The organism is Cerasicoccus frondis, assembly GCA_031296915.1.
Taxonomy (GTDB): Bacteria; Verrucomicrobiota; Verrucomicrobiia; order Opitutales; family Cerasicoccaceae; genus Cerasicoccus; species Cerasicoccus frondis.
The window spans coordinates 76,948-91,105 of the sequence record JAVDPC010000022.1 but is presented as its reverse complement, the minus strand read 5'-3'; the positions used below and the strand labels follow the sequence as shown (position 1 = coordinate 91,105).

Here is a 14,158-nt window from a genome sequence, read left to right as displayed (position 1 = left end):
TTAGATTGGCAGGTTCGTGATGCGCCACTCGCCATACACCACGACGAAAGATTCCCCATTGGCAGGCGTGATTTTGATCCCGTAATAGTAGCGCTTGGCCGGCAGGGTGATGTTGCGTCCAACCACCTTGAACTTGCCGTTTACGGCTTCGGAAATCGTGATGCTGCTATCTGCGGTGGTCCACGTGGCCACGGCTACCGCGTCCTGTGCCTGGCTTTCCTTCACCTCGAGCACGATGGTCGCGCCACTCAGGTCATAAGCCAGCCCGCCGGATTCATCTTCAAAGATTTGAATCTCGTCGAAGCCTCCCCACCACGATTGCGTGGGGTGAGCTGGCAGGTCTAACTTTTGGGCGATAAACATTTAGTATCCTTCAGGCGTGCCCACTCGGTTATTGGACGGGATTAGGTTGTTTTGCAGCGTATCCAGATTGCGCTCCGCTTGGTAGCCGCGTTCGATGTTGGCGCTCTTGGTGCTTGGGTCTTTCCACAGGGCGCCATTGGCCAATTCGCCTAGTACCAGGGGCAGCAGGAAGCGTTCGGCATGTGTGTTGCGCACTGGTAAATCTATGGAGGTCGTCAGCGCACTCAGGTTGATGCGGAACGGGGCCACAATTGCCTCAACGCGCAGCGTGTAGGCTTGGTCGGGCAGGGGATAAACGCGGAGCAGCCCGGCTTGCGATTCACGGCCAGCGGTAAGGTCGTTGAAGTAATCGATCATGTGCCAGCGTGGGCTTCCAATGTCGTAATCAATGCCACTGGCCAGATCGCCAAGATCGCGGAAGAAGCGGCCGGGGTGCTCACGCATACTGTTATCTGGCGCCAGCACGCGGCCATTATTCAAAACCGGGTAGGTAATGAACCGCTCGATGTCGTTAAACTCGAGCTCCACCACGTCGCTGTAGATCGTGGCTTGGTGGTCGCCGCTTTGACCGAGATAGGGAGATTGCAAGGCGCTGTCGCCATCCACCCGGTTCCACTGGTCATCGCCATCCACGCGAACCATGGCGCCGCGCGTTTGGTTGGCAAACGGCGTATCGGCCAAGGCGGTGCTGCCGTTGGTGGTGGTAATGGTCACGGTTTGCGGGGCCGAGAGCAGGTAGCTTTTGCTAATGCGCCGGTAGTTCTCCGGGGCTGCGGAAAAGTAGGTGGCCAACGCCACGTTGATCGCATCCAGAATTTCCAGATGCGCCTCAATCGGCATTTCGCCCCAGTCTTTGTAGATCAGGTGGCGTAAGATGCGCTGCGCTAGTCCGAGGCTGGTCATCGTCCAATGCCCTCCGAGGTGTCAGGGTTAAGTTGTGGGTCTTGCAAACCAAGGGAGATCATCGCACGCGCGTAGTCCTGATCATACTGACCGGACTTAAACGGATCGTTGTGGTATTTGCTCCGACTAAACTCGCGGCGGGCAATTGGCAGCAGCAGGGACTCTGTGAAGTCATGCGGCATTTCGATCTTTGTTTCGCCGTCGTAGTCGCCTGGTCCGTAGGACTCCGGTTCATTCACCACGTCGATGCGAAACTGATCACCTGCCTGCGGTGTCGGCTTCAGTAGGATGATGGCGACGGCGTTGTCGTAGCTCTCTCCTTTTTCGCGCTTCACGTAGTAGGCCTGTGTCGCGTTGTTGTTGATCGGTGTTTCCGGCTCGTCGAGAAACAGTTGCTCGTAGTTGAGCGCCTGCACTTCGTTGGTCAGCAACATCAGCGGCTTATTAGTCGCCAGATTCAACACGGGCCCAATCACCTTGCGCACGGTCTGCGGTAGCTGGTATTCGCTGGTGTCTGCTTCAGCGACAATCGTTTCGCTCTCACGAATGAAATAGGTGAGTGGCGTGCTCCAAATCGTTTGCACGGCCAAGTTGAGCGCGTTGATTGCCTCTTGCACCAGGTTAGAGGGCACGTCTTCTGTGTCCTCAATGCCGATGCTGCTAAAGAGATCGGCGCAAATACCAGTTACCGTCAGTCCCATGATGCTTAGAGGTCCAGTTCTTCAGGTGCCCCGTTCTGGCAGAGGAGGTCCACGGCGTCAGTTTGTTGCTTTTCGATGGACTTGCGGCCGTCGATCTTCTGGCCTGTCACCGCTTGCACGACTTCGCGCAACTGCGTGGGCTCAAATGCCTGCACATACTGGCTTACCTCATCCTTGGAGAGCTCTTTCCAGAACGCTGGATCATTGAAGCCAGTTGGCTCTGATTCTTCGCTATCAGCCTCTTCAGGCGGTTCTGGTTCTTCCGGCTCCTCGGCATGATCGTCCTGATAGTCCACCAGCGAGTCGTCAAAAGGCTCCATTGTGGCGCCTTCGGTGATCGCGCGCAGTTCGTCGAGCTCGCCTTGCAAGCGTTCGAGTTCGTTGCGTAGCGATTCGATTTCCGGGTTCTCGACTTCGACCGCGAGAAACTTCAGGTAGGCGTTCTTGATCTTGGCGTTCTTCAACACCTCGTTAATCGCCTGGACAAATTCCTGTGCTGTCAGGAAGCGGCCAAGGTAGGCGAGCACGCCTTGGGGGAAGCCTTCGATAATGGCGTGTCGGAATTTCCCCGTTGGGTCTTTGGGCAGCACAAACCGCGATTTGCGCTCAAGAATGATTAAGAATTTCATTTCAAAAAGTGGGTGGGTTGGAGGCGACCGCCCACGAGGGCGGCCGCCGTTCAACAACAACGATTGTTAGACAACAATCGGGAGAGAATTCAGCTCGGGATACTGAATCGCATGCTTCAGGCGCACATAGCCACGGGCGCGGCTTTGGGCGTCTCGACGAAGCGCTTGACCGAAGACCGAGGTGATGTAGCGGCGTTCCACGTGGCCACCGTCAGCCTTTTCCTTGGAGCGCTTGTTCTTGTATTTGCCGTAACCACGGATCATGGCACTGGCGCCAAGCATCAGGGTTTCACCAATCGGCACGCCCTTGGCGTTGCACGGGATGATCGTCGCGCCAATTGGGTGGACTTGGGTGTGCTTGTTCGCCCACACGCCAGTATTCCAAGTGACGTCGCCAAGCGAATCCACTTGAGCGACACTGTCAGCCGGACCAAGGCGGTTCACGATGGTGATCGTGTTGCCGTCGTTGCCCACGGTGTAGGAATACATGCCGATCTTGTTCGGATCGACAGCGGCATTCGACGGATTAACAATTAGGAAGTAGCGCGTTTCATTTTCCGGGGCCAAAACATCGCCTGCCAAGAACTTGTAGGCGTAGCCTGCGAAGTCTTGGAAGTAGAGGATGTTGGTCAGGGCTGCGGCTGCTGCACTGCCACCACCCTTCACCGTGAAGACTGCAGTGCCAGCGGCAATTGCTTCACCGAGGAAGGCCTTCGGAGCCATCGGGCAACCAACCGGGCCAAAGCCGTCATGATCGATGGCTTCGTATTCGTGGAACACGTGGCCATCGATGTCCGGGTAGCCACCCTTAAACAGGTGATTGGCATCGCCGCGGGCACCGGCTTCCTTCAACGCTTCACGGTAGTCGTCGTCATGCTTCATGCTGAACATGCCGGGGACCGTGCTGACGATGTTGTATTTCTTCACCGGCTGTCCATTCGCGCGGCCCATCAGTGCCGGGCGTCCGCCATTCGGCTTGATGATAGCGCCAAGGCCAATGACTTCGTCGTAGTTGAGGACATCGGCCGAAAGCAGTTCGTCCACGCCAGATTTGCCGCCAGCAATCACGAGGTTCTGCGCATCGCCCTTCTCGCGGAAGGTCATGAACACGCGGTGGGACTTCTGACGGCCCATCCATTTGCCGAGTTCCGCAGCAGCGCCACCGTTGAGTTCACCACGCATACCCATGACTTCTTCCATGCGCTCGGTTACGGCATACGCATTGCGCAACCAATCGACTTCAACACTGTAGGCGTTGATCAGGAGCTTTTCGAAGTCAGTAGCGGCTTCAAAGTGCTCATCACCTTGTTTGCCAGGGCCATAGAAGCCCGCCATATTGGTGATGGTTACCTTTTGGCCTGCGCCTTTGCTGAGATCGGTACGGGTAGCGATGGGTGCATCGCGGGAGGGGCCTTCAAACTTAGCCCACCAGTCTTCGTTCTGGTCGTGCATGTCCACCGTCTTTTGCCAAAGCTGGCGGACACTTTCCGGACTCATATTGGCTAGAGCCGAGCCGGTATTAGGAGGTGCAATTTCGTATGCCATTGTGTGTGTTCCTGCTTAGTGCAGGGTCACTCACAGCGCCTCCGATTGCGTGATATGCTTAGTAGTCGATTCCAAGCGACTCATTAAGTCGCTCTAGGTCATGCATAGATTTCACGCCATCGATTTGCTGATCCAACCCTGCTTTTTTTCCTTTGCGTTGCGTGCGGGCATTGCCGCGCGCGAGGGGCGCCACAGCTTGGCGTTTGGCGGAAGGCTTGGGCTTGCTTGCAGGCTTTGGGCGCTTGGACTTTGGCGGAATATTTAATTCTGCTGCTGCCATTTGCGCCAGTTTCAGCGGCTTGTCGGCGGAGTTGAACAGGGGATCGTCATTGGCTTCCAAGTCAGCATCGATTTTTGACATCAACTTGCTGCCTTCGCTGTTTGGGTCATTCACGAAGTCGTAAAGTCCCAGGGCTTTCGCCTCCGACTCACTCCATTGCGTGTCAAACTCGCGCTTAGCCTTCTCCTGCTTACTTTGCTGGGCATGGGATTCGTGGTTCTTGGCTTCGGTGAGTTGGTCACGCAGGGCGTCCAGTTCGTCATCGATCTCCAATCCACGAGACACGTCCAGGTCTTCCGTCAAGACTCGCTTCTTCTCTGCTTTTAGCTCCTGGATTTTCTGCGAAATGCTTTCGCTGGATTCAAACTTTTGCGAGTTGTCATCCGGCAAATCGTCGTCTTTGGAATCGTCCTGACCAAGTTCCTTTCGGGCGTAGTCAAGGCATTCTTCAAGACCCCAATCTCGGTTGCGCTTCATCAGTTCCAAGGCGCGCTTATCGATGTCAGACTTGGGTCGGAAGCGCATGCGAACACTGGTGTTCTCTGCCTCAGCTTCGGGTTCAGACTCGTCGTCCTCTTCCTCTTCTGCTTCCTCTTCGTCTTCGTCGGGTTCAGCTTCCTCGGTTTCATCCTCTTCGTCGTCTGGCTCTTCGCCTAGATCGTCAGGTTCAGATTCCTCATCGTCATCGCCCTCATCGGTAAATTCTGCCTCATCTTCGTCCGTTAGCTCGTCCTCTTCAGGCGCGGGCTGTCGGGCATTCTCCAGATAAGCCTCTATTTCTTCCGGCGTAGTCAGAGCGTCAAACTCTGTGCCATTCTGTGGTGCGTTCGTATCTTCCGGGGCAATCTCTGCACCGGTTTCGTCTGGCGTTGTATCGGCTTTCGCCTGATTGAATGCGCTCATGTGCATATTAACATTGAAAGTGCGCCGTGTTGTCAATACCGCTATTATGTCACTTTTTAGAAATGAACCAAACTATTTTCCAAGAGCTGGCGCCGATTGTCCGTCGGATCGAGGCAGACCAGCGCCTCCAAGTCGTTCGACGTTATCGAATCGAACCGGATACGATGCTCACGCCGGGCATGCTGGAAAAGTATTGTTGGCAAGATCCTGGAACACCTGATGGCGAATTTTCGGGTGATGCTAAGCAGTTCATTCCCCGCCCAGATAAAGTCTTTGCCACCACGGTTCTCATCGATCAGTACACCGAGCCCGCAGATAACAAATATCACTTTGTTCGGGTCTTTGAGGAATTGGACGATACCCTACGTCAAATTGGCCAAGATGCCCTGCGCTGGCGTGATGATGGGTTGTTGGAGCTGCGACGCCGATTTATAACGCTCCATTCTACGGAGGTTGATCCAGATGTTGGCGCGGACCATGAGACTGTCACCACCAAGACAATAGAGGAAGGTGACGACAAGACGGTCGATGTTTACCTTTCGGCAGTTGAAGAAGACACCCCGAATCGCGTGGCTAAGGTTGTCACTTTCGTTTACGTTCAAAAGGGCATCCTCAATAAAAGTCGCGGCTATGGAGACTACGCGCGATTGTCCTACCAAGTCATTGGCTTAACCGAGAACGAACTTCGTGGTGTTGAAACTGAGGACGAGTTGGAAAACTATGTGCTCTTTGACACTGGCAAAGGTAATTATCAAGGGCTTCAAACCGTCTCCTATGATTTCCTTAAAAATGGCAACATCGAGGTAACAACCGACCCCGAGCGCAATAAGAAGCTAATCAAAGAGTCGCTTTTTGATACATTGGCTAATTTTGATGAAGACGAGGAAGAAGCACGCAATGGCGCCAAGACCTTCGATACTGCGGATGAGTCCTATGAAGATGGCGACATTATTCAAGTGCGGTCATATTGGCGAAAAATTGATGATCGGGTTTTCATCACACGCTTCTATGAAGAAGTCCCAGCAGGTCAAAAAGTAGTCATTGGGGGTGATCAAATCAGTTACCTGAAGGACGGTCTACTGCGGGTTGACCAGGTTTGGGTTGTTCGAAAGGCATTTGATGATGGAGCTATCAGCATTGGATCTGATGATTCGAGCTTTAATAGCGTCACTTGCTATCGTGGAGCTTATCGCCGAATTCCGATCAACCGCACACTTGATCGTATCGAAACTTCTTGGGTTCAACCTGGTGTGCTGAGTGAAGTGCGTAGGCCGCAGCGATATGGTTTAATCGAGGTGACCCGTGTTTACCTTGGGGTTGATAGTTCTGCTGCGGACTTTGGTGCAGTTACTGGTAAATTGGCTATAGTCAATCGCGATACCGCAGACTACGAGGGGCTGAAGACTTACACTGTCACTTGGGTTGCCCGTGCGGATGATGTTGCTTTTTCCCACAGTTCACCTGTCTTTAGCATTGGGACGCACGTTAACTTCACGAAGCCTGGCGTCGCGGAGGCATCGGAAGAAACCGTGGGGACAAAGACACTGTACGACATCGATATTACTTCACCGGTTACGATGTTGGTCCCAGCCACGATCTATATATTCTTTGGTACGGCGTTGCACGACATGGATAAGATCGAATCGTCCGACTACACCTACTCGTCTTCAAGTGGTTTTTGGAGCCCCAGCTCTTGGGCCAATGCCAAGGTCAAGGGCGTTGGCCACAGTTACACACCAATTCTTAAGAAGATGGGGCTGCGCGGCGTTCGCGCCCATACGACCAACGATACTGTTTCCGGCACGGGAGACGGATCAACCGGTGCCAAGATCGTTTTTGGTCGGCGAACTTATCAGGATGAGCCGTTTTCCATCACCATATCGGGCGGCCCGGAAGACCCTGTTGGCAATCGATACGTGGTCGACGTGGAGATTGCTGAGGCCTTCCAGGCTGAAGACGGCTCCCAGTGGTTCCGTAAGGCAATTGTGCTAACCGACTCAATCCCCTGATGCCAGATCCGATAAAACAGTCTATTTCTCCTCACATCATGCGGGCCATGGAAGCACGGCGTCCAGGCTTTGCCGAGCGATTACAGAGCTCATTTGATCAATTTGGGGAAAACACTGTAAAGGGGTATAAGACTGGTAGTGCGTTTGTTCAAAATATTGAGATCCCCGAGTATCAGCCACCAGGCAATCAGCAGGGCGCGCATGAGGATGTGAACCAACGTGGTGTCGATGACATTGCCCGACTCAGTGATGCCGCACCCTCCTCCGAATTGGAGGAAGAGTTGGAAAGCCTTCAGGATTTGCTTGATGAATTGGCGGCTGATGTGGCTGCCCTCAAAGAGCTGCTTTATGGCGAAGATGGTGAGCCGGGAGGAGACGATGGTGGTCTTGCCGAGCGCTTGGCCAATGCCTGTGTCGACTGGCAGTGTGAAAGTGACGGGACCCTCAGTATAACTCTCAGAACCGACGGCCATGAGTGTACATCAGGATGATCCATTAAAAGAACGTCGCCTCACAATTGGTGACGACATTAATCAGCGGGGCATCGACCATACTCAAGGTGATGGCCTCGGGCCACTGGATGATCAGGACCCGCTGGCTGAGTCCGGCGACGTTGTTGAGGTGGACGAGTCTGCGCTTGCTGCCGCCATTGATGCTGCCCAAGCACAAGTTGCATCACTTCTGGACGAAACGGCGGCGCTTCTCAGTGCAATTAGTGAGGCAGCAACAGATTTGAATTGTCTGCACATCGAGGGTGATTGTGCGGAGGGCACTGGCATTTTAAGTCTGTCCGTTTCCACTGATCCGCCATCGGGTGAAACGGAAGAAGAGTGTGATGGTATCCACACGATGCGCACTGAGCATCCATGCCGTTGTTGCATGAGTCCCCCGTCGCTTACCTTTGCCTGTGAGCATCTGCGAGCGGAAAAGAAGTTGTGTGGCTGGCCTGGTTTTGGCGAGCCTCAGTTGCGATTCACCACCTTGTCCATGACTGCGTTTGAACTCGGGGTTGCCAGTGCCGAGTGGGATGTGCTCAAGCATAGTGAGGGAAACGCAGTTCGGGAGGTTTCTGAGTCTGAGGGTGTCTGTACGCCTGGTGCCTCTCTTTCGCTTGAGTTCTCTGGTTGGCAGGCTATCTGTGACCCGGGCGACACCGATTATGACACGCATGCGGTAAATGAAACGCTATTCTTTGAGTCTGCCAAACTGCTGTGTGGTTGGAATTTTGAGGGACCTACGGTCTTTCCTCGCTATGCTCTGGCCAATATCACAGGTGCGACGAAATACACCGCGAGCGTCGATCATGATTTTACCCGTCACGAAATTAAGGTATCAACTGCTGGCGCTGCACTTACGGTGGAGAATGGATCAGACTCTTTCAGTTGCACTAATGGAGTTCAGTTTCTTCAAATTGAGACTCAGGCCATTGCTATCGCTTGTGGACAGGGTGCAGTGACTTACACCTGCACCGGAAAGCGGGGCACACGAACTATTTGTGGTGTGCCTTCCTTGGATGGGTCAGAGCCTGGTGTGCTCTATGGCGCGATCAGCCTTGCAGGCACTGCATGGTCTACTCATGTTTCTGCGGATAAGGCTTATCGTCACCAGGCAGGTGGAGGCTCGGTTTCGTTCGACCTCAATATGGGAACCTGTGAAAAGTCTGGTGATCTTTCCATAGAGAAGCAATTGGTCACTATGTCGTGCCTGAACAATTGCCAAGGGAACCCCACTGGACCTTGGACAAGGAACACATCAATTGAGTGTGCTGATAGTGTCAGTAGCTTTAATTGGAGTTGGCCTTCCGAAGGCAATATTGAGTCAATGGCCAGCGCCAGTGAAGACGATGATGGCGAATGCGAGATAGAGTTTACGTTGGAAATTGATGGTATCACCGTTGCGACCATTACGAGGGACGGGTCCACTACCTTCTTACGTGGTGATGGTGTAGAATTTCGTGTTTTTGGCGTGGATCTAGGAGGTGGGTCCTACTCATTCCGAATCGAGAACCTGGGTACAGAGACATGCTGCGAGACGCTCAAAGAATACGAGTCTGAGGGTGTTGATAACTTTTGCTTGGATGATCTACCTTCGGACTTCAGTGGCATCACTGCTTCGGGCCCGACAAGTGGAACACTGTTGTTGTCAAATAAGCAGGGTAGTGCGAACTATGCCTGTTCTGGAGATTGCTCTGGGTTGGTTGTGCCATATGGTTCGAGCTCAGACATTGAGCTTGAGCTGTCCAACCGCCGGGAATGGGCCGATGGGGCAGGGACAGTTACGGACTTGGGAGTGCTGGCAGATTGCACTTTTGGAATCACACAGATTGTTCAAGGTGGTGGAAACTGTTGTGGCGCGGGCGCCTGCCAGATAGATGTATCTGCACAGACAATCGAATTGGATATCGAGGCAACTGCTTTGATTCCAGGTGAAACCTATGAGATAACGATTACATACCAGGGTTGTGAAATCACCCCCAATGGCTCAGGTGATGTGTCAGGTGGCGATGTTTCCGGGGGCCTGTGTTCTGAGTCTGGTGACGCGCCCGTGATCTCAACGGAAACGATAACATTCGAAGCAGAGTCTGCAACTGAGTTGATCAGCCACTCTCCAAGTCTTCAAGCGGAAGGCTACACGTTTAAAGTCACGGGTGTTGATATCGCCCCAGTATCCGTTCCCGACGGTTGCTTCGAAGAGGAGCAGGACACATCAACTTTGTCGTTCAAGCCGACTGGTAGCGTTGCAGGTTACAGTGCCGAAATAGAGTCTGCTATTTCGCGTAAGCTTACTTTAGGTGCTGCCTTGCTTGAGGACACCACGTTCGATTGCGGAGAGTGCGACGATTGGGAGCTTGAGCAAGCAGGCTCCTCTGATTTTGATATCACACTCGCTTCCCCCGCCGACTATGGTCAAGGCGTAGACCTGGATTTCGTGCCAAGTCATGTCCGTGACTTCATGAGCCTATATTCCCTTGTCAGTGAGTTCCAAGGCGATGTGGAGTTGCGGTATCACCCGAATTATCCAACTGGTTTAGTCACCCGCGCCAGACGCCGCCGTGTGTTCTTTTACCTCAGTGGAGCCGCTTCGAGTTATTATGTAGTCGTTCGTTATACCCGGAATCAGGATGGTAGTTCAAGTGAGCATCAATTATCTGGCATCGTTAATGGTGGTGTGGCTTATCCTTCGGTGAATCTCAGTAGCGGTCACTACCTTGAACTGCCCGAGCCAGCATTGGGTGAGACTATTGCTTACGTCAGTCATCAAGCAACGCCTTATCCGACCTCTGGCGCATCATGTGATTTGGTTCAGAATGGGGAGGAAACCTTTGCATCATTCCTGTTTGAGCCCTCTGGCTATAACCTGGTGACAGACTCGGCTGTCCTTGCCTCGGTCACAATCGAAGAGGGGTTGTTGGACGGTCAGGAGCTCGCCTGTAGTTCTGGAGACTGTCAGGATAACACGGGGCATGACTATTGTGATTATGTTGCCTGTGGTTCCATCATCTACAATTCGCCCAACGATGGATTTCAACTGGTGCTGAGTGGGGCGCAAGACTTCCACATCGACGGCTCTAGCATCCAGACTTTCAGCAGTGGAGTTGACGAGAATTGCATCGCTGGCGTTACAAATATAGCCGAGGGCGACCAATTTACTCAAGGCGGTGAAATGGTGCTTTTGTCTGCGACCATCATTGGCCAGAGCATCGAGCTCACGATTGACGCTTCCAATCTCTATGTTGGCGTCACCTACCAAATTACGATACTTTATGCGGTATGTGAAATCGCAACCAATCTAACTGGGGATGTCTCGGGAGGCCTGTTGGATGGGGAAGGGGATTGTTCCGAATCTGGACTGCCCCCAGTTGATGAGGAGGACACGATCACTTTTGTTGCAGAAGATACGACTGAAGAAATTACTCACCTCGTGGAGATGCCCCCATTGGGCAAAACCCGCAAGGTCATTGGTGTCATCATCGAAATAGACTCATAGCATGGCCAAAATCATTAAACGCACTCGCAACGGGGTCGATATGCCCCTCGATCGCTACGCGCCTGTCACATCGACCGTGAATTCTGGAAAGGCCCCCACTGCTCCTGCAGTGCCTCCACCCATTGCGCCCCCCACCATTTTGGAAATGACCTCGAACTTTGCGGGCGCCATGCTGCGCTTTGCCAAAAGCGGCTTCAAGACCGTCGACGAGCCTACTGCACATTCCCGCCTTGCTGTCTGCCGTTCATGTGAATTCTGGGACGAGAAAGCCCGTAAAGGCCTCGGCAAATGTAAGCATTCAAAATGTGGCTGCACCATCATCAAGCACTACCTTGCCACCGAAAAATGCCCTTTAAATAAGTGGTAGTCTTCTACTTCTGCTCCAGCAACTTCAAGGCAGCGTCAAAATCCCGGTCGATCATTACCAGTAGTTTGCTGTATTCCAGCCACACCTGACGCTTGGCTTCTCGTTCCGACGCTGTGAGTTCTTCGTCCGCTAGAATCTCCTGTGCGATGGCTGTTTGCTTTTCCCTGAGTCGCCGTAGCAGATACCGCTCCAGTCCCTCACATTTTCGCAAAGCATCAATGTCTTCGCAATCGCGCTTCGCTCTTTCGATGACTTGCTCTTGTTGAAATGCGTCACGCATGGCTAGTAGTTTAGTGCTGGGGTGGATGGTTTGGGAGCTGTAGCCGCTGTGGCTTGATTAGCGTCTAGGTTTGGTCCAGACCCTGGGGCCACGGGGATGTCGATGGGTTGTATCAGCTCATCTGCGTCGATCTTCATATCCAACGCCTTTAGCATTTGTCGGTAAAGAGGGGCAACCTGACGTTGCACAAGAGGGTGCAGGGCATAGTAACGCTCAACGATCTCCGTTGCCTGCAGAGCCTGCTGTATCTGTTGCTCGCCCTTGTAACGAGTCAGAAGCAAACTCACACGCAGGTTGATGTTTGCCACCTCTTCACGTGTCAGTGTTAGCAGACGGTCATCATCCTCGGCTGGCGACATAAATGCCTCCTCTTCGTCGATGTTCGCCAACGCTACTTGTAGCTCTCGGTTCAGTGCCGATTCCAATCCAGGCTCGAGGGCGGACAGAAATGCCCCAAATATTTCCATCCCGCTCTTTTCAATATTGCGGATTCCGGTTGCCAATTTCGATTGTTCCAATCCCGCCATGTTGGCGTCGTTGGCGTTCTGTACCCCGCTTTCATTCATTGCCATTTGCAGGAACAGTTCGAAGATTGCCTGCACCTGCTCATGCTTGATGTCATTGAGGTAAACAGATTGCAGAGCGTCTTCCGCTTTTTTGCCTGGCTTTAAGGTATAGGTCCCCCCCCAGTTGAGCTGTAGGTTTCGCTCCCGATCGCCTTCCTCTACGGCATTTGGATTCCAGAAATCGACACGGCCAGAACCACCTTGTGCGAAGTTCCAGCGGTTTACTTGCAGGTCGATGACGCTCTGGTGTGTCTCAAAGAGCTCCATCATGCCCACGCCATGCCATTTGCCTTCTACTTCGATCCAGCGCACGGTGTCGAAGGGGCGCTCGCCATCCACGGTGACGTTCGCCGTGTATTCATAGTAGATGGGCCGCCTGGTATGCCGGTCGACGATTACCATGATCTCCTCGGTTAACCCGTCTCCGTTGGCGTCATAGCGCAGATAACACTCGGCTATCTCTGCCACGGGGTTGTTGTTGGCGTCATCTGCTGTATGCTCCACCTCTTCGCCTTCATCTCCTATTCGGTTGACGCCAGATTTCGGCTTGGAGTCGTTGCTTGCTAGCTCGCGCAGTAGTTCGACGCCTTGGGCAATGCGTTCTTGAGTGTCTTCGGGCGATTCACCTCCGAATGCCTCTTGAAACTCTTCCACCATATCCATCACTGGCACGTCATAGAGGTGGGCGCAGAATGCTGCGTCCTGGATGCTCTCTGCGTCTTCTGCACACAGGAAGTCAGTGAAGAACACTGGTTTGCTCTTGGGTCCGTGGTATCTTTTGAGCCTTCGTGTGACCAACTTTTTGACGTAGACCAGCGCTTTTGGACGCAGGGTTACTTGGTCGCGCTGTAGCACAGTGATTGCGGCTGGTGTCACGTCATCTACCTCACTGGGTGGCGTGATCTCTACCCACACATCGGATTCCGTTATGTAGTCGCCATCCTTGGCGATAATCGGCTTACCATCTTCATCAACCAGCACCTTATCTTCGACCTGGTAGTAGTCCCACTTGCTGGCATGCGTTGTTTTGATAACACACTCATTTCGATAGGCCGCGATCTCGACCGCCTGCTCCTTGGAGTGCTTCGACCCAGCCTCGCGCAGCTTGTATTTGCAAAAGCTCTCAATTCGCTCTGCCAGGTCTTGGTCTGGTATATCGCGTGGCTTAGCTTCAAACCACGGGTCGGTGGCGAAAAAGTAGTTATTGGCGCGCGCCCATGCCTGTCGGCAAATGCGGCGGGAAATAGGCACAACGAAATTCGATTCAGCAAAAATTCCCCCGATCACGGTTGAGCGCCAGTCTACCCGGTTGTGGTAGACTTCTTCAAAGAGTCGACGCTTTCCCATAAAGGTCCGTGTCAATTTACTCTTATTGTCAATGTTCGCATTGTGGTGCCAGTTCTCATCCAGCACCTCGTTGCGTCCCAAGTCTTGCTCTAGCGTGTCAATCTGCTCAAACACGTGTTCCAGCAGTTCAGACTCTTGCTCTTGGGTTAATCGGTAGTTGGTGGGAAATGGCATCAACGGCCCATTAGGATCAGGTTTGCTTTCCCCCACGGTCTTGTCGGCGCGCTCTACTGCTCGCTCAAGTTGTCTTTTTCCTTCGTGCGTTCCGTTGTGCATGT

The 14,158-nt window shown here is 53.2% G+C and carries 12 protein-coding genes; 4 read left to right on the top strand and 8 right to left on the bottom strand.

Annotated features, from left to right (window positions below):
* The 6 genes from RBB63_RS16605 to RBB63_RS16580 all read right to left on the bottom strand — a co-directional run bounded on the left by RBB63_RS16605 (position 1) and on the right by RBB63_RS16580 (position 5,324).
* Complete coding sequence (locus RBB63_RS16605; protein WP_309386097.1) at positions 1-363, bottom strand: hypothetical protein; 363 nt, start codon at positions 361-363, stop codon at positions 1-3.
* A complete protein-coding gene (locus RBB63_RS16600; RefSeq protein WP_309386096.1) occupies positions 364-1,266 on the bottom strand; it encodes a hypothetical protein in 903 nt (300 codons plus the stop codon).
* Entirely contained in the window at positions 1,263-1,967 is a 705-nt protein-coding gene (locus tag RBB63_RS16595) for a hypothetical protein (protein ID WP_309386095.1), read from the bottom strand. Before RBB63_RS16595 ends, RBB63_RS16600 begins: the two co-directional genes overlap by 4 nt.
* A 5-nt stretch (positions 1,968-1,972) precedes the next feature.
* Positions 1,973-2,596, bottom strand: coding sequence for a hypothetical protein (locus RBB63_RS16590; protein ID WP_309386094.1), 624 nt, complete (start codon positions 2,594-2,596; stop codon positions 1,973-1,975).
* A gap of 66 nt (positions 2,597-2,662) precedes the next feature.
* A complete protein-coding gene (locus tag RBB63_RS16585; protein ID WP_309386093.1) occupies positions 2,663-4,141 on the bottom strand; it encodes a DUF4043 family protein in 1,479 nt (492 codons plus the stop codon).
* 58 nt (positions 4,142-4,199) lie between these two features.
* Positions 4,200-5,324: a hypothetical protein gene (locus RBB63_RS16580; RefSeq protein ID WP_309386092.1), complete on the bottom strand. Its 1,125-nt coding sequence runs from the start codon at positions 5,322-5,324 to the stop codon at positions 4,200-4,202.
* Positions 5,325-5,386: 62 nt separating this feature from the next.
* Here RBB63_RS16580 and RBB63_RS16575 point away from each other — a divergent pair, with 62 nt between their 5' ends.
* The 4 genes from RBB63_RS16575 to RBB63_RS16560 are packed head-to-tail and all read left to right on the top strand — an operon-like array spanning position 5,387 to position 11,687.
* A complete protein-coding gene (locus tag RBB63_RS16575; protein WP_309386091.1) occupies positions 5,387-7,333 on the top strand; it encodes a hypothetical protein in 1,947 nt (648 codons plus the stop codon).
* The gene (locus tag RBB63_RS16570) at positions 7,333-7,824 is read left to right on the top strand and encodes a hypothetical protein (RefSeq protein WP_309386090.1); all 492 of its coding nucleotides are present in this window, start codon (positions 7,333-7,335) and stop codon (positions 7,822-7,824) included. Before RBB63_RS16575 ends, RBB63_RS16570 begins: the two co-directional genes overlap by 1 nt.
* Positions 7,805-11,320 carry a hypothetical protein gene (locus RBB63_RS16565; RefSeq protein WP_309386089.1) on the top strand — a complete coding sequence of 1,172 codons (3,516 nt, stop codon included), beginning with the start codon at positions 7,805-7,807 and terminating at the stop codon, positions 11,318-11,320. The genes RBB63_RS16570 and RBB63_RS16565 overlap by 20 nt, the downstream gene beginning before the upstream one ends.
* A 1-nt stretch (position 11,321) precedes the next feature.
* The gene (locus tag RBB63_RS16560; RefSeq protein ID WP_309386088.1) at positions 11,322-11,687 is read left to right on the top strand and encodes a hypothetical protein; all 366 of its coding nucleotides are present in this window, start codon (positions 11,322-11,324) and stop codon (positions 11,685-11,687) included.
* A gap of 4 nt (positions 11,688-11,691) precedes the next feature.
* Here RBB63_RS16560 and RBB63_RS16555 read toward each other — a convergent pair whose 3' ends face one another.
* Complete coding sequence (locus RBB63_RS16555) at positions 11,692-11,967, bottom strand: hypothetical protein (RefSeq protein ID WP_309386087.1); 276 nt, start codon at positions 11,965-11,967, stop codon at positions 11,692-11,694.
* Between the two features lie 2 nt (positions 11,968-11,969).
* A complete protein-coding gene (locus tag RBB63_RS16550; protein ID WP_309386086.1) occupies positions 11,970-14,156 on the bottom strand; it encodes a portal protein in 2,187 nt (728 codons plus the stop codon).
* Between the last annotated feature and the right edge of the window lie 2 nt (positions 14,157-14,158).